The sequence below is a fragment of the Roseivivax lentus genome (assembly GCF_900156805.1).
In the GTDB taxonomy this organism is placed as follows: domain Bacteria; phylum Pseudomonadota; class Alphaproteobacteria; order Rhodobacterales; family Rhodobacteraceae; genus Roseivivax; species Roseivivax lentus.
Window position 1 is genome coordinate 74,191 of the sequence record NZ_FTOQ01000009.1, and the last position, 16,260, is coordinate 90,450.

At 68.8% G+C, this 16,260-nt stretch carries 15 protein-coding genes and 1 other RNA gene; 7 read left to right on the plus strand and 9 right to left on the minus strand.

Annotated elements, in window-relative coordinates; all coding sequences use genetic code 11:
• Positions 1-8: 8 nt before the first annotated feature.
• Entirely contained in the window at positions 9-2,921 is a 2,913-nt protein-coding gene (locus BW990_RS14295; RefSeq protein WP_076448894.1) for a hypothetical protein, read from the minus strand.
• A 152-nt stretch (positions 2,922-3,073) separates the two neighbouring features.
• Here BW990_RS14295 and BW990_RS14300 point away from each other — a divergent pair, with 152 nt between their 5' ends.
• A complete protein-coding gene (locus tag BW990_RS14300) occupies positions 3,074-3,805 on the plus strand; it encodes an SIMPL domain-containing protein (RefSeq protein WP_076448896.1) in 732 nt (243 codons plus the stop codon).
• Here BW990_RS14300 and BW990_RS14305 read toward each other — a convergent pair.
• From BW990_RS14305 to BW990_RS14340, 8 genes are all read right to left on the minus strand, one after another.
• Complete coding sequence (locus BW990_RS14305; protein ID WP_076448898.1) at positions 3,795-4,022, minus strand: ribbon-helix-helix domain-containing protein; 228 nt, start codon at positions 4,020-4,022, stop codon at positions 3,795-3,797. The two genes, BW990_RS14300 and BW990_RS14305, sit on opposite strands and share 11 nt — an antisense overlap.
• A complete protein-coding gene (locus BW990_RS14310) occupies positions 4,019-4,192 on the minus strand; it encodes a DUF4169 family protein (protein ID WP_076448900.1) in 174 nt (57 codons plus the stop codon). Before BW990_RS14310 ends, BW990_RS14305 begins: the two co-directional genes overlap by 4 nt.
• A gap of 119 nt (positions 4,193-4,311) precedes the next feature.
• The gene (gene fumC / locus BW990_RS14315; protein WP_076448902.1) at positions 4,312-5,706 is read right to left on the minus strand and encodes a class II fumarate hydratase; all 1,395 of its coding nucleotides are present in this window, start codon (positions 5,704-5,706) and stop codon (positions 4,312-4,314) included.
• A gap of 250 nt (positions 5,707-5,956) precedes the next feature.
• Entirely contained in the window at positions 5,957-6,445 is a 489-nt protein-coding gene (locus BW990_RS14320; RefSeq protein ID WP_076448903.1) for an SspB family protein, read from the minus strand.
• Positions 6,446-6,646: 201 nt separating this feature from the next.
• Positions 6,647-6,995, minus strand: a transfer-messenger RNA (tmRNA) gene (ssrA, locus tag BW990_RS14325).
• A 37-nt stretch (positions 6,996-7,032) separates the two neighbouring features.
• Positions 7,033-7,488, minus strand: coding sequence for a DsrE family protein (locus tag BW990_RS14330; RefSeq protein ID WP_234990268.1), 456 nt, complete (start codon positions 7,486-7,488; stop codon positions 7,033-7,035).
• Between the two features lie 228 nt (positions 7,489-7,716).
• Positions 7,717-7,947 (minus strand): N-(5'-phosphoribosyl)anthranilate isomerase, encoded by a 231-nt coding sequence (locus BW990_RS14335; RefSeq protein ID WP_076448904.1) that lies wholly within the window; start codon positions 7,945-7,947, stop codon positions 7,717-7,719.
• 52 nt (positions 7,948-7,999) lie between these two features.
• The gene (locus BW990_RS14340) at positions 8,000-8,353 is read right to left on the minus strand and encodes a DUF4345 family protein (RefSeq protein WP_076448906.1); all 354 of its coding nucleotides are present in this window, start codon (positions 8,351-8,353) and stop codon (positions 8,000-8,002) included.
• Positions 8,354-8,508: 155 nt separating this feature from the next.
• Between BW990_RS14340 and acuI the strand changes: the two genes are divergently transcribed.
• The 6 genes from acuI to BW990_RS14370 all read left to right on the plus strand — a co-directional run bounded on the left by acuI (position 8,509) and on the right by BW990_RS14370 (position 16,229).
• Positions 8,509-9,501, plus strand: coding sequence for an acrylyl-CoA reductase (NADPH) (acuI, locus tag BW990_RS14345; RefSeq protein ID WP_076448908.1), 993 nt, complete (start codon positions 8,509-8,511; stop codon positions 9,499-9,501).
• 299 nt (positions 9,502-9,800) lie between these two features.
• The gene (locus BW990_RS14350; protein WP_076448910.1) at positions 9,801-11,507 is read left to right on the plus strand and encodes a BCCT family transporter; all 1,707 of its coding nucleotides are present in this window, start codon (positions 9,801-9,803) and stop codon (positions 11,505-11,507) included.
• Between the two features lie 411 nt (positions 11,508-11,918).
• Positions 11,919-13,340 carry a cryptochrome/photolyase family protein gene (locus BW990_RS14355; protein WP_076448912.1) on the plus strand — a complete coding sequence of 474 codons (1,422 nt, stop codon included), beginning with the start codon at positions 11,919-11,921 and terminating at the stop codon, positions 13,338-13,340.
• Positions 13,341-13,455: 115 nt separating this feature from the next.
• Complete coding sequence (locus BW990_RS14360; protein WP_076448914.1) at positions 13,456-14,664, plus strand: SAM-dependent methyltransferase; 1,209 nt, start codon at positions 13,456-13,458, stop codon at positions 14,662-14,664.
• A 7-nt stretch (positions 14,665-14,671) separates the two neighbouring features.
• Positions 14,672-15,112, plus strand: coding sequence for a TrgA family protein (locus BW990_RS14365; protein WP_076448916.1), 441 nt, complete (start codon positions 14,672-14,674; stop codon positions 15,110-15,112).
• 1 nt (position 15,113) lies between these two features.
• Positions 15,114-16,229 (plus strand): gamma-glutamylcyclotransferase, encoded by a 1,116-nt coding sequence (locus tag BW990_RS14370; protein WP_076448918.1) that lies wholly within the window; start codon positions 15,114-15,116, stop codon positions 16,227-16,229.
• Positions 16,230-16,260 lie beyond the last annotated feature (31 nt).

Sequence of the window (16,260 nt, forward strand, 5' to 3'; positions counted from 1 at the left end):
GCGGCGGCTCAGCCGCGCGGCATCTGCAGCGTCACGTTCCGCCCGCCCTTGACGTAGCGCAGCTGGTCGTCGCCGATGGCCGAGACGCGCCCGCCATCGAGCCGGTCGCCCACCGACACCTTCACGTAGCGCCCGTTCGACAGCCGCACCAGCGCGCTGCGGCTCGAGGGCTGGCCGTAGACGCCGATCAGGTTGATGCTGCGCAGGTTGATCGCGTTCTCTTCCGTCGCGGCCCGGCTGACCGAGGTGTTGGAGGGGATGCTGGGTGCGACGGTGCGCGGTGCGGCGGCGGTGGCGGCCGCGGCGACCTGCCGGGTCGGGGCCGGCTCGGGTGCGGCCTGCTGGCGGGCCTGCGCCTCGGCTATGATCCGGGCCATGTTCACGGGCCGCGGGCTGGGGCGTTCGGAGACGGCGACGGCCTGCGCGGTCGCGGTCACGTCCGCCTCCTCGGCGGCCTTTTCCACATCGGGACGCAGGGCCGGGCGGAACGCGGCCAGTTCGCTGCGCGAAAAGCCCGTGAGGTTGGCGCGGTCGTTCTGTTCCTGCAGATCGCCGGGCCGGGCATTCGGGCGGAAATCGTCGATCTCCTGCAGGCGCTGGAAGATCTCGGTGGGCGCGGGGCGCGTGCCGTCCTCGCGTTCCGGGATGGCGTCGAGAACCGGAGCCAGCGCGTCGCCGCGCAAGGGCGGCACGGCGGGGGGCAGACCGGCGAAGATGCGCACCCGGTCGGGGTTCACCGCGCCCTCGGGCGTGGCGCGCACGAGGCCGCGCGCATCGAGATCGAAGACGGTGCCCGCGGGCGCCGGGATCGGCGGCGCGGCATAGGCGGGATCGCGCGCGATCTCGGCCATGGGCAGCGCGTTGGCGTCGAATTGCGGCACGTCCGGATCGATCGAGGCGACGTAGAGATCGCCCGCATCGCTTTCGCGGATATCGACCGGCGGCTCCGGCGCAAGCTGCCAGATGCCCGTGGCGGCATAGGTCGCCTCGGCCTCTTCGGTGCTGAGCACCGAGGGCTCGGCCGGGGCCGCGGGCGGGGTCGGGGCGGCCAGGGCCGGGGCGGCGGCGGGCGCATCGGGCTCGGCGGGGGCGGTGACAGGCGGTTCGGGCGCGAGGCGCGCCTCCTGCACGGGTTCGGGGGCGGCCGGCGCGGGCGCCGCGACCTCGGGCAGCGGATCGTCCGGCACGCGGGCGATCTCGGTCGGCGGCGCGCTGCGGAAGAACCGCGCGATCCCGTCCTCGAGGAAGACCGAGGCCCAGGCGGCCACACCCAGCAGGAAGATCAGCAGCGCCGAGGTCAGCATCAGCCCGAGGAACCGCGGCTTGCCGCCGACGTAATTGTCCTTCCGGCGGGCGCCGAAGACGGTCATCCGCTCCGCCTCGGTCGCGGCTCCGGTGGCGGATGCAGCGCCGGGCGCGATCTTCGCGGGCGATGCCGGCGTCGCGTTCCGGCGCAGGCCAAGCCGCTGCGCGAAGCCGCCGCGCGTATCGGCGCCGTCGTCATCCGGATCCGCCGCCGCGCCGGGACGCAGGCCCGCCGCACCGAGCCCCGTGGTCATCGCCGCAAGGCCGGGGCTGTCGATCGCGGGGCCCGCGGGAGCGGTGACCGAGGGTCCGGGCGCGCCACCCGCCGAGGGGATCTGCGAGGCAGAGAAGGCGGCCTTGCCGATGCCGCGCTCGGGCTCCGCCTCGGCCGCGGTCTTCGGGTCGGGCCGGGCGAAGGGGCCGGGCGTCGCGGTTTCCCGGTCGGAAAGACGGGGCGGCACGCGGGGCGTGGGCGATGTCCGGCTCTCCGGCGTCTCGGGCGGCTCGGGCGGGCGCGTCAGGCTGCCGATCAGGCCGGGATCGGGGAGAACCGGGTTGTCGATCCGGTCGGCGGCGGCGGGCTTGACCGAGAGGCGCGGGGCCGGCGAGGCGCTGCGGTCGGGTGCGCGCAACGCGGCGGCGGGCTTTTTCGGTGCGGGCGGTGCGTCCCGTCGCGCGCGCATCGAGACGAAGGCGGGCGCGTCCTCGCCAACCTCGTCGCTTCCCGCGTTCTGGCGGGGGCGCTCGGCGGTGATCGTGGGGGCCGCGGCGGCGAGCGGGTCGGGCGCGCGGGCGCGGACCGGGTAAGGCGGCGGCGTCTGCGGCGGAGCGGGCGTCTCCGGGACCGCGGGCGCGGCATTCTCCGTCTCCGTCTCGGCCTCGGCGCGCGGTTCGGTATGTTCGATGTTGATGTCGATGTCTGTGTCGGTGTGGGTGGACGGGGCGGGTTCTGGCGTTTCCGCTGCATCGCCTGCCGTCTCGCCTTCCTCAGCCTCCGAAGCGCCTTCCGCCGGGGGGGCGTCCGGTTCCGCCTCCGCGTCGGGCGCGGTTTGGGCATCGGGCGCGGATGTCGGCGCGGCCTCGGGTTCCGGCAGGGGCACGATGCGGATCGGGGCGGCCTCGGGCTTCAGCGGCTTTCCGCTCCAGCTGTCTGCGGCCCCGAAACAGACCTCGCGGCCGAAGCCGTTGCCCCGGGCCGCGACGAATCCCATCGGCGCAAAGCCGTGTTCAAGCGCGAAGGCCTCGGCCTCTTCCAGCGTCTCGCGCGCCACCGCGGCGACGTGCAGGCGGCCGTCGCGCTCCATCGCGTCGATGCGCAATTCGTCCACCGCGTAGGGCGTCTGGCCCTCGAGCGCGTCGCGCGCCGCCGCGTCGAGCGCCACGCCCGGCGGCATGTCCCGTTCGAGCAGTTTGATCTGGTCCTCGGGCAGGATGAGCTTGACCGCGCCATCCGCTTGCCCGGCCTCGGCCGCGCGGGCGCGCAGCGCGGCCATTTCGGCCTCGAGATCACCGTCGAGCGCGGCCTGGCCAAGCTCCGCCCAGCCGCCCTTGACCCGCTGCAGGAGGGTTATTCCGTCGAGAGAGAGATTGAGGGCAAAATCCGGTCGCATGGCCATGGTTTAACACCGCTATCCGCGACGTGGGAGTCCGCATCGCGTCTTGGTCCAGTATAGGGCAGAGAGGCGCCGACGCAAAGCCAAGCGGCTTGCGCGCGGGCCGGGGCTGGGAAAGAGTGAAGGCGGATCACAAGGCCTCGGGGAGGAATGCCATGCGCCGTCTCATCACCGGAATTCTCGCGCCTCTCGCGCTGGTCGCGACGCTGGCGGCGCCGGTCGCGGCCCCCGCCCAATCCGCCGATGGCGACGCCGACATCGTCGCGCGCCTGTCGGTTACGGGCCGCGGCGAGGCGGTGGCGGTGCCCGACATGGCCACCATCCGGCTCGGCGTGGTGGCGCAGGAAGACACCGCCGCGGCGGCGCTCGATGCGACCTCGGAGGTGGCGGCGCGGATCATCGCGCGGCTCGAGAGCTTCGAGATCGCGGCGCGGGACGTGCAGACCTCGGGCCTGTCGCTGCAGCCGGTCTATACCCGCTACGACCGCGACAACGGCAAACCGCCCGAGATCACCGGCTTCCGCGCCTCGAACCAGGTCACCGTGCGGGTGCGCGACCTCGACGTTCTGGGCGACGTGCTGGGGGCGGTGACGGGGGACGGGGCCAATTCACTCGACGGGCTGAGCTTCGGGGTGAGCGACGAGGCGCCGCTTCTGGACGCGGCGCGGCGCGCGGCGGTCGCCGATGCGCGCGCCAAGGCGGAGCTATACGCCGAGGCGGCGGGGGTCTCGCTGGGCCGGGTCCTGTCGATCGGCGAGCAGGGCGGGGGCGTGCCGATGCCGATGCCCATGGCCGAGATGCGCATGGCCGCGGATTCGGTACCGATCGCCCAGGGCGAGACCGGCTATTCCGCGCAGGTGTCGGTGGTCTACGAGATCATCCAGTGACGCGCGCCTTGAGGTCCGCGAGCACGTAGAGCCGGATCGCCGAGGCGAGCCCCACATCGAGGCCGCGGCCCGCGTCGATCTCGGTCGCGAGCACGTTGATCGGCTTGTCCTGCCGCGCGGCGATGGCGCGGAATTCCTGCCAGAACGGGTCTTCGAGCGAGACCGAGGTGCGATGTCCGCGCAGCGTGAGCGAACGCTTGACGGGCCGCGCGGTCATTCCCGTTCATGCCCGTCGAGATCGCGGCGGGCTTTCTCGGCGCGGGCGTCCTCGAGCCCTTTGCGGGCTTTCGTCCGCCCGAACTTCACCGCGTTCTCGTCGGCGGTCTTGCGCTTCTCGGCGCGGGCGCGCTCCTTGCGGACGCGGGTGAGATTGGTGATCTTGGCCATGGGCGCAGTCTATCCCAAGCGGCGCGGCGATCCAGAGGGTCTGTCTGCGTATTTGTGCAAGAGGCAAGACAGGCAGGGCGCGCGCTGCAGGTCTTGCCTCTTTCCAAATACGCAAAATATCAGTCCTTGGGGCCGATCATGTCCTCGGGGCGGACCACCGCGTCGAAAGTCGCCTCGTCGACGAAACCGAGCGCGATGGCCTCTTCCTTCAGGGTCGTGCCGTTCTTGTGGGCGGTCTTGGCGACCTTGGTGGCGTTGTCGTAGCCGATCGTGGGCGCGAGCGCGGTCACCAGCATGAGCGAATTGCGCATCAGCTCGCCGATGCGGGCCTCGTTGGCTGCGATGCCCACGACCATGTTGTCGGTGAAGGCCGCGGCGCTGTCGCCCAGAAGCTGCATGCTCTGCAGCACGTTGTAGCTCATCATCGGGTTGTAGACATTGAGCTCGAAATGCCCCTGCGAGCCCGCGAAGCCCACCGCGGCGTCGTTGCCCATGACATGGGCGCAGACCATGGTCAGCGCCTCGGCCTGGGTCGGGTTGACCTTGCCGGGCATGATCGAGGAGCCGGGCTCGTTTTCGGGCAGGATCAGTTCGCCGAGGCCCGAGCGGGGGCCCGAGCCCAGAAGCCGGATGTCGTTGGCGATCTTGAAGAGCGAGGCCGCCACGGTCTTCAGCGCGCCCGAGAACATCACCATGGCGTCATGGGCGGCCAGCGCCTCGAACTTGTTCGGCGCGGTCACGAAGGGCAGACCGGTGATCTCGGCGATGCGCGCCGCGACCTTCTCGTCCCAGCCCTTTTGCGTGTTGAGCCCGGTGCCCACGGCGGTGCCGCCCTGGGCCAGCTCGTAAATGTCGGGAAGGCAGGCCTCGACGCGGGCGATGCCCTTGGCGACCTGGTGGGCGTAGCCCGAGAATTCCTGGCCCAGCGTCAGGGGGGTGGCATCCTGCGTATGGGTGCGGCCGATCTTGATGATATGCGCGAAGTCCCGCGCCTTGGCGTCGAGCGCGGCGTGCAGCTTGCGCAGCCCCGGCAGAAGCACGTCGCGGGCCTGGAGCGCGATTCCCACATGCATGGCGGTGGGGAAGGTGTCGTTCGAGGACTGGCCCATATTGCAATGGTCGTTCGGGTGGACGGGCGATTTCGAGCCCATCTGCCCGCCCAGCATCTCGATCGCGCGATTCGAGATCACCTCGTTGGCGTTCATGTTGGATTGGGTGCCCGAGCCCGTCTGCCACACCACGAGCGGGAAATTGTCGTCGAACTTGCCGTCGATCACTTCCTGCGCGGCGGCGGCGATGGCCTCGCCGATCTCGGCCTCCATGTTGCCCAGCTCGACATTGGTGAGCGCGCAGGCCTTCTTGATCGCGCCGAGGCCCCGGATGATCGGGACGGGCTGGCGTTCCCAGCCGATGGGGAAGTTGAGGATCGAGCGCTGGGTCTGCGCCCCCCAATACTTGTCGGCGGGAACCTCGAGGGGGCCGAAGCTGTCGGTCTCGGTGCGGGTCGCGGTCATGCGGCGTCCTTTCTCGGGATGGCTGTGACGTCGCCCCGGTCCTACGACGCGGCGGCGCGGAGGCCAAGCCGTGCCGCGTCTGCGGACGCGGATGCGGGGCGGCGGTTGCACGGGAATGCGACGCGCGACGCATTCAGACGGGTGGTGCACGCCATGGGCAAGGGCAGGGCCGAAGCTCTTTGCGCGCCGGGGGGCACCGGGCCGACCGTTTCGGCCGGTCCACCGCACTCGGCCCGCCGGGTCGGGCCCGCTATTTGCGGAACGAATCGAGGCTGACGATCTCGGCGTCGGACTTGTCGTCCTTGCGGTCGGTCTCGCCGTTGTCCTTGCCGGAGGCGGGCACGGATTTCGGCGAAGACGGCGCATCGTCCTCCCCGTCGTCGTCCTCCTGCGTCTCGAAGCGCAGGCCGAACTCGACCGAAGGGTCCACGAAGGTCTTGATCGCATCGTAGGGAATGTAGAGCCGTTCCGGCGCGTCGCCGAAATTGAGCGTCACCGAGAAGCCGTCATCGGTCACGTCGAGCGCGTCGAACCAATGCTGCATCACCACCGTCATCTCGCCCGGGTAGCGGTCGGACAGCCAATCCGCGAGTTCGACATCCGGATGACCGGTATCGAAGGTGATGAAGAAGTGGTGCTCTCCGGGCAAACCGGACATGGCCACGTCGGTCAGAACCTGCTGGATCAGGCCGCGCATGGCTTTGTGCATCAGGTTGCCGTAGTCGATTCCGCCGGACATCTGCTTTCCCTTGGGTGACCTGCGACCACCTTATTGCTTTTGCAGCGGAGTGAAAGGCCCCGGAGACGGCATTTTTTGTCCGGGCGGCGGAATGCCTGCCGGATTGGCAGAAGAGGGCGGGTGTTCGGGGCGCGCTGATGTGGCCGCCGCAGGATGGCGTGGGCCCGCGTCGCGCGGCTCGGCAAATGGGGAGGTCAGGAAAATGCAGGCTTCTGTTGCCAGGTGCCTGCGGACCCCGCCTGACCTGGCTAGAGGTCAGGGCTTAAGTTTCGGTCTTGTTACCGCTTACGCGGCAACTGCAACCGGAGCATGATTGTTGTTGGCAACTATGCTTTACGGACCGATAACGGTGGTACCTCACCGGGACAAAGCAAACCCCTTTAGACGTTCGTCGATCCTCTTTCGACCCCGTGAACCCCCAACAAGGATTTATGGTGGAGTCGCCGGGTACCGCCCCCGGGTCCGATCCGCTTATTACGAGCGCGTTTATGTCCATAGTCCCTTGCGAGACACCTCCAATATGGACATGGCGCGGCCGCGTTTCAAGCGGTTTCGCCGCCGCTTGGGCGGTGCCGGGGGCGAAGCGGTCAAGGCTTGATATAGGTGAAGCCCATCTGTTGCAGCTTCGACAGCTCGGCCACGCCGGAGGGCACGATATCCTCTTCCCAGACGTCGTAGAGATCGTCGGAATAGCTGATCTTGCGGCCCTTGAGCGTGTTGTTGCAGACGTTGAACGAGACGTTCTGGCCCTTCAGCCCGCCCACCTGCGTCTGCAGCTTTTCGTCGGCCTTGGCGCTCATCAGAAGGCCGAGCCCGTTGCCGTGCAGCACGACCCGCACCTCGAGATTGTCCGCGCCCACGGCGTTGATGTGGTTCTGGATATTGCGCATCGCGCCGCGATAGGCGCGGTCGTCCTCACCGCCATCGTAATTGATGTGGTAGACGACCTTCTGCTTGCCGTAGCCGGTGTCGTCCTGGGCCAGAAGCGGTCCGGCCGCCACGAAGAAGAGCGCGCTCAGCGCTGCGAAGAGTTTGGTCATCATGTGGTCCTCCCTTAAAGACTGGAGGCAGCCTAGCATGGAACGGATCGTGCCGGTCGGGGAAATCGGGCAGCCATGGCGGCGAAATCTTGCGAAGATTTCGCGGGCGATTTCCGACGCGGAAATCGGGAGCGCGTGGGCCGAGTGAGGGCATTCCGGGGGCGATCCGGTGACGTTTGCGGGGGCGAAATCCGCGTCGGATTTCGGCCGGTTTCCGCGTCGGAAACCGCGCTAGACCAAGCGGCGGATCGGCGCGCGGTTGCAGAAGATCACGACCTGGCCCGAATTTTCCACGGCGCAGAAGCCGCGGCGTTCCACCTCGGCGATGAAGCGGTCCATGGCGGCATAGCGCTCCACGTCGCGGGTCGCGCGGCGGATCACCTGGCCGCGCGCCACCGCGCGGGAGGCGAAGAGATCGGCGAGCCAATGCTCGGGGGCGAGGGGGCCTTGCAGGTCGGACATCGACCAAGCCTCGCACCGGGTGGTTAACAAAGCCTTGCGCGCGGCACGGCGCTCAGAGGAGGTTGGCGCCGATCAACCAGGCGGCGCAGACCGCCTCGACGGCGAAGAACACCCAGCCCTTGGGCTGCGGCAGATCGTCGAGCAGGTTGGCCGCCAGGCGCCCCACGCCCGCGCCGAGATAGGCGAGGCCGATCATCCCGTAGGCCAGCGGCGCGCCGATCACGATCGCGCCGGCCCCCAGCGCCACGAAGAGCCCGCCCGCCGAGGCGCGCAGCTCGCTCTTGCCCATCTCGGAGGCGCCGAATTCGAGATCGAGCACCTGCGCGGTGTAGCGCGGCGCAAAGAGCCCGATCGCGCCGAAGGCAATGGTCGCGAGCGCCACCGCGATGTTGATGAGATCGATCATGGGATGTCCTGTTCCGTGCCGCGTTCCGCCGCAGATAGGCCGTCGCGGCGACGGGGCCAGCCCGGGCCCCGTGCCGCGGGACTTGGCGCCGGGGCGGAAGGCCGTTACGTGTTCCGGGGACGAGACATTGCACAGCACCAGGCAGGGAGGCCCTCATGTTCAAGGCACTTGTGGTCGAAAAGGACGAAGACAGCGGCAAGACCAGCGCCGCGGTGAAGGATATCGCGCTCGAGGATCTGCCGGAGGGCGAGGTCACCGTCGCGGTCGAATATTCCACGCTGAACTACAAGGACGGGCTCTGCATCGGGCCGGGCGGCGGGCTGGTGCGCAAGTATCCGCATGTGCCGGGCATCGATTTCGCGGGCACCGTCGAGGCCTCCGAGGACGACCGCTACAAGCCCGGCGACCGGGTGGTGCTGACCGGCTGGCGCGTCGGCGAGGCGCATTGGGGCGGCTATGCGGAGAAGGCGCGGGTGAAGGCCGACTGGCTGGTGCCGCTGCCCGAGGGGCTGTCGACCAAGCAGGCCATGGCGGTGGGCACGGCGGGTTTCACCGCGATGCTCGCGGTCATGGCGCTCGAGGATCACGGGCTGGCACCGGGGCAGGGGCTGGTCCTCGTCACCGGCGCCTCGGGCGGGGTGGGCTCGGTCGCGACCGCGATCCTGGCCAATCTGGGCTACGAGGTCGCGGGTGTGACCGGGCGGCCCGACAGCGCGGACTACCTCAAGAGCCTCGGCGCGACCGAGATCGTCGCCCGCGAGGAAATCGCCGAGACCGTGAAGCGCCCGCTCGAGAGCGAGCGCTGGGCGGGCTGCGTCGACGCGGTGGGCGGCGCGATGCTGGCCCGGGTGCTGGGGCAGATGAAATACGGCGCCTCGGTCGCCGCGGTGGGCCTTGCGGGCGGCGCCGGGCTGCCCGCGACGGTGGTGCCGTTCCTGCTGCGCGGCGTGAACCTTCTGGGCATCGATTCGGTCATGCAGCCCTACGAGAACCGCCTGCGCGCCTGGAAGCGAATCGCGAAGGACCTGCCGATGGACAAGCTCGAGGCGATGATCCAGCCCGCGACGCTGGCCGATCTGCCGCAGCTCGGCGCGGACATCCTCAAGGGCCAGGTGCGCGGCCGCGTCGTGGTCGATATCGCGGGATAAGCCGGGCGCCGCGGGCCAAGCCTGCACCACGCTGGACGGCCCCGGCGCGCGCCGCGATGGCGCGCCTCAGACCAAGGCCCCGGATCGCCTCCGGGGCCTTTTTTCGTGCCGCAGCGCGCGGCCCGGAGCCTCTTTTGCGGCCCAGCCACCGGGATGCCGCGTCCGCCGCCGGACGGGATGGCATTTGAAACGCATGCCCAAACATGAGAGCAATGGGGATCGACGGCAAATTCTCGCTGACGCGACCGGGGCCCCTCAGGACGGGGCGGTGGCGCAAAAAAGAACAAGGGAGACATGCTATGTCTGACGAAAATGCTTCCATAGACGGTATACCGGACCCCGAGGGACATACGAATCTGATCGAGACCGATTACGATATCGGTCAGGACAATATCGACGGATCGCTGGGGCCGGTGCCCTTCGACATCCACAACCCGGTCTTCCTGATCTCCGGTCTGGGCACGGTCCTTTTCACCTTCTACGCGCTGATCTTCGACGAACAGGCCGCGGCGCTGTTCGGGGCCCTGCGGCCCTGGCTGACGGCGACCTTCGACTGGCTGTTCCTGAGTGCCGCGAACATCTTCGTGCTGTTCTGTCTCGCGCTGATCGTGCTGCCGGTGGGCAAGGTGCGCCTCGGCGGCAGCGAGGCCACGCCGGATTACACCTATCCGGGCTGGTTCGCGATGCTTTTCGCTGCGGGCATGGGCATCGGCCTGATGTTCTACGGCGTCTCCGAACCGCTGTCGCATTTCGCCTCGTCGAATGCCGGCACCTCGGTGGGCGAGAACGGCCTGCGCACGGATTGGGCGCCGCTGGGCGCGGCCGCCGATCCCGAGGCCGCGGCGCGGCTGGGCATGGCGGCGACGATCTTCCACTGGGGTCTGCACCCCTGGGCGATCTACGCCATCGTGGCGCTGGCGCTGGCGCTCTTTTCCTACAACAAGGGCCTGCCGCTTTCGATCCGCTCGGCGTTCCACCCGCTTCTCGGCGACCGCGTCTGGGGCTGGCCGGGCCATATCATCGACACGATCGCGGTGCTGGCCACGCTGTTCGGCCTCGCCACCTCGCTCGGCATCGGCGCGCAGCAGGCGGCCTCGGGCCTGACGCTGCTCTTCGGGTCGGGCGATGCGGCGGAAGGCACCCGGAGCCTCTGGGGCATCGCCTACGGCAATACCGAGGAAAGCGGCGCGACCAATTCCAAGGCGCTGCTGGTCGTGCTGATCACCGCGATCACGGCGGTGGCGCTCATCTCGGTGCTGCGGGGCCTCGATGGCGGCGTGAAGGTGCTGTCGGAGATCAACATGGGGCTGGCGGCCTTGCTGCTTCTCTTCGTGCTCTTCGTGGGACCGACCGTCGAGATTGTCACCGGCTTCTTCGCCGGGCTCTGGGCCTATCTGAGCAACCTCGTGGCGCTGTCGAACCCGTTCGGGCGCACGGATACCAACTTCATGCAGGGCTGGACCTCGTTCTACTGGGCCTGGTGGATTTCCTGGTCCCCCTTCGTGGGCATGTTCATCGCCCGGGTGAGCCGGGGCCGGACCGTGCGCGAATTCGTGATCTGCGTGCTGCTGATCCCGAGCCTCGTCTGCGTGCTCTGGATGACGACCTTCGGCGGCACGGCGATCAGCCAGGTGGTCAATGACGGCTATACCGGCGCGCGCGACGCGGCCCTCGAGCTGCAGCTGTTCCGGATGCTGGCCGAATTGCCGCTGGCGCAGATCACGAGCTTCATCGGCATCATTCTGGTCATCGTCTTCTTCGTGACCTCGTCGGATTCGGGCAGCCTCGTGATCGACACGATCACCGCGGGCGGCAAGGTCGACGCGCCGGTGCCGCAGCGGGTGTTCTGGTGCATCGTCGAGGGGGCCGTGGCCATCGCGCTTCTGCTGGGCGGCGGATTGTCGTCGCTGCAGGCCATGGTGATCTCGACGGGTCTGCCCTTCACCATCGTGCTTCTGGTGATGTGTTTCGCGATCTATGCGGGCCTGAGAAGCGAGCGCCGCTGAGCGCGGACCGCCCGGCCGGCGTTTCTGCCGGTATCCGATCCAGTGGAATGCGGGGGCCTTCGGGCCCCCGCATGCATGTCTGGCCCGCGGCGGTCCGGGGCGGATCGCCGCGGGCGGTCCGGGGGCTGCCTGCCCCCTCTGGGCCGCGATGCGCGGCCCATTCACCCCCGGGGCGACATTCGGGAAAGGTGAAGCCGTGCGGGGCTGCGCGCGGTCCGGCGCCTCGGCGCGGTTGGCAGGCTGCGGGACCCGCCTTCTGGGGACCTCCGGCGCCTCGGGCTTCGGGCGTCGCGGCGGCCCTAGGCGTCGGTGTCTGCGGGCGGCTGCGGGGCCCGGTTGCACGGCGCGGCATTTGACCTTTGCGCCCCGCATCCCAGCTTGCCCCCGAAGACCCAGTCGAGAGGATCGCCCGTGCCGGACGCATCGCCCATCATCCTTTGGTTCCGCCGCGATCTGCGGCTGTCGGATCACGCCGCGCTGCGCGCCGCCGTGGAGGCGGGCGGTCCGGTCATCCCGGTCTTCATCCGCGACGATCTGGTGGACCGGCTGGGCACCGCGCCGCAATGGCGGCTGGGGCTCGGGGTGGGCGCGCTGGCGGAAAGCCTCGCGGCCAAGGGCAGCCGGCTGATCCTGCGCTCGGGGCCGCCTCTCGAGGTCTTGCGCGCGCTGGCCGAGGAGACCGGCGCCAAGGCCGTCTACTGGTCGCGCGCCTATGATCCGGACGCGGTGGAGCGCGACACGCGCGTCAAGGAGGGGCTGAAGGATGCGGGGCTCGACGCGCAGAGCTTCACCGGGCACCTGATGTTCGAGCCCTGGACGGTGGAGACCAAGCAGGGCGAATTCTACAAGGTCTACACGCCGTTCTGGCGCTCGGTGAAGGATCGCGACGTGGCGGCCCCCGAGAGCACGCCCGGCGAGATCCCGGCGCCCGATGCCTGGCCCGACAGCGAGGCGCTGGAAGACTGGCGGCTCGGTGCCGGCATGCAGCGGGGCGCGGCGGTGGTCCGGCCGCATGTGCAGCTTGGCGAAGAGGCGGCGCAGGCGCGGCTCGGCGCCTTCATGGCCTCCAAGGTCGCCGATTACGATGCCGGGCGCGACCGGCCCTGGCAGGACGGCACCTCGAACCTGTCGGAGAACCTCGCACTGGGCGAGATCAGCCCGGCGCAATGCTGGCATGCGGGGCTGCGCGCGCTGGACGACGGCAAGGAAGGTGCGGAGACCTTCCTCAAGGAGCTGGTCTGGCGCGAGTTCGCCTATCACCTCTTGTGGCACACGCCGCGCATCCAGGACGCCAACTGGCGCGAGGACTGGGATGCCTTCCCGTGGAACGAGGACGAGCGGCTGGCCGAGGTCAAGGCGTGGAAGCAGGGGCGCACCGGCATGGCCTTCGTCGATGCGGCCATGCGCGAGATGTACGTGACCGGCCGGATGCACAATCGCGGCCGGATGATCGTCGCCTCCTATCTCTGCAAGCACCTGATGTGCCACTGGAAGATCGGCAAGGCCTGGTTTGAGGAGCATCTGATCGACTGGGATCCGGCCTCGAACGCGATGGGCTGGCAATGGTCGGCGGGATCCGGCCCCGATGCCACGCCCTATTTCCGGGTCTTCAACCCCGAGACCCAGCTCGACCGGTTCGACAAGAAGCGCGCCTATGTGCAGCGCTGGATCGCCGAGGGGCAGGACACCCCGTCCGAGGACGCGCTGGCCTATTTCGAGGCGATCCCGAAATCGTGGAACATGGCGCCGGACGATCCCTATCCCGATCCCATCGTGGGCGCCAAGGAAGGCCGCGAGCGCGCGCTCGAAGCCTACGAGAACCGCGATTTCTGAGCCGCGGCCCGAATCCCCCCGGCTTGCCGCCAAGGCCTTGCCCGCTATAGAACAATTCTGAAACCAGATGCACGCGGCGCCCGTGTCTTGGGTGCAAGCGACCGGAGAGACCTGAATGATCCTGACCGACACGACCGGCCAAGCCGACCTGCCGCGCTATTTCCCGCAGGTCTTCGGCATGGCCAAGGAGATGAATAACGGGCGTATCGACTTCGTCATGCCCGACGGGCGGGTCTTCCGCGCCGAGGGCCGCAATCCGGGGCCCGTCTCGGAACTGCGCATCCACAATCCCGACCTGTTCGCGCGGCTCATCCGCGAGGGCGACATGGGCTTCTGCGAGGCCTATCTCGACGGCTGGTGGTCGACGCCGGACCTGATGGCCTTCATGGAACTCGTCCATGCGGACAACGAAGACATCTATGACGGCTTTCCGGGCATGAAGCTCGTGAAGCTTTACGAGAACCTGCGCTTCTGGTGGCTGTCCAACTCGAAGCGGCAGGCGCGCAAGAACATCTCGCACCATTACGACCTCGGCAACGATTTCTACGGGCTCTGGCTTGACGACACGATGACATATTCCTCGGCCAAGTTCGAAACCGGCCAGGAGAGCCTCGAGCGCGCGCAGGAGCAGAAATACGCCTCCATGATCGACGAGATGGGCGCCAAGCCCGGCGATCACGTGCTGGAGATCGGCTGCGGCTGGGGCGGGTTCGCCGAATACGCCGCGAAGGAGCGGGGGCTCAGGGTCACCGGGCTGACCATCTCGCAGGCGCAGTTCGACTACGCGCAGGAGCGCATCCGCCGTGCGGGGCTCGAGGACCGGGTCGAGTTCAAGCTGCAGGATTACCGCGACGAGCGCGGCACCTATGACGGCATCGCCTCCATCGAGATGTTCGAGGCGGTGGGCGAGAAATACTGGCCGGTCTATTTCGACACCGTGAAGGCGCGGCTGAAGCCCGGCGCGCAGGCCACGCTGCAGATCATCACCGTCCAGCACCGGCGCTGGCACGTCTACAAGCGCAGCCCCGACTTCATCCAGAAATACATCTTCCCCGGCGGCATGCTGCCCTCGCCGGTGGTGCTGCGCGAACAGGTCGCGCGCGCCGGGCTCGACGTCGTGCGCTCCATCGAATTCGGCGAAAGCTACAGCCAGACCCTGCGTCGCTGGCATGACACGTTCAACGAAAAATGGGACGAGGTGGCGCGGTTAGGATTTGACGAACGCTTCCGGCGTATGTGGAACTTCTACCTGACGTCCTGTGCCGCGACCTTCTCGTCGGGAAATTGCGACGTCACGCAGATCACATTGTCGCGTCCGGGGTAAGAGTTACATGCCGACAGCACCGAAACTGGTCGCAGGGCTGCTGCTCGCGGCGCTGGCCTATGTCGCGTCGGAAATGGTCAAACCGCTGATGCCGTCCTCGACCGTGTTCGGCTGGTTCTCGGAGGTCAACCTGCTGATCGGCTTCGTGGTGGGCTGGCGGCAGGTCGGCTCGGGCGCGGGGCGGGGCACCGCGGCGGCGATTTCCAACGGCGTGACCGGCACCTTCACCATGGTCGTGAGCTGCCTTGCTGTGCATGCGATCAACACCATGGTCGAGGATTCCTTCGACCGGAAATTCCGCACCGTCTTCGAGGCCATCAACGCGGCCATCGGCAATTTCCTCGAATACGGCGCGGTGCTGCTGAGCCCGGGCTTCCTCGGCCTCTTCGTTCTGGGCGCGGTCATCATCGGCATGGCCACGGAGATTTCCGGCCATTACTGGCGCTGACGTGACACGCTATTTCCTTTACGGCACCCTGCGGCACGCGCCGCTGTTCGAGGTTGTGGCCGGCGCGCCATTGTCTGGGCGCGCGGCGACGCTTGCGGGGCATGGCGTCGATTGGGTCGCAGACGCGGCCTATCCGGTGATCCATGAGGCGGAGGGGCGCACGGCCCCGGGCCTCGTGATCGGGGCGGGGCCCGAGATGGCCGCGCGGCTCGATTTCTACGAGGCGGGCTTCGGCTATCGTGCCGAGACGCGGAAGGTCGAGACCGAGACCGGCACGACCGAGGCGCTGGTCTATTTCCCCGATCACGCGGCAGAGCCGGGCGCGCCCTTCGATCTTGCGGACTGGGCCGGGCGCTGGGGCGCCATCGCGACCGGTGCCGCCGAGGAGATCATGGCGCGGTTCGGGCGGGAAGCGGCGGAGGAGGCTTTTGCCCTCTGGCCGGTCTTCGCGGCGCGCGCCTGGGGCCGGCAGATGGCGCAGGACACCGCGCCGACGACGCTGCGCACGGCCATGACGCAGGGCGATGTCCCGCATTTCGCGCCCGCGCCGGGCGGCTGGGACGGGTTCTTCCGGCTGCGGCGCTTCTCAGTCCAGTACGGCCATTTCCGCGGCGGCGTGTCCGAGCGGGTCACCCGCGAGGCCTTCTGCGCCTTCGATGCCGCACTCGTGCTGCCCTATGATCCGGCGACCGATCAGGTCCTGCTGATCGAGCAGTTCCGCTACGGCCCCCTGATGCGCGACGACCCGCAGCCCTGGGTGCTGGAGCCCATCGCGGGGCTCGTGGATGCGGGCGAGGACCCCGCCGAGACCGCCCGCCGCGAGGCCGTGGAAGAGGCACATCTGGAGCTGTCCGAGGTGCGCCCGATGTTGAAGGTCTATGCCTCGCCCGGCTATTCGACGGAATATTTCCATTGTTTCCTCGGGCTTGCCGATCTGTCGGGGCGCGACGTGCACCATGCCGGGCTCGATGACGAGAACGAGGATATCCGCAGCCACGTCATCCCCTTCGACCGCGCCATGGCGCTGGTCGAAAGCGGCGAGGTCAATGCGGGCCCGCTTGCCATGATGCTGCTCTGGCTGGCGCGGGAACGCGACAGGTTGCGCGCCGGGGGCTGAGGGCCCCCCAAGGGTTGCGCGCAGGCGGGCG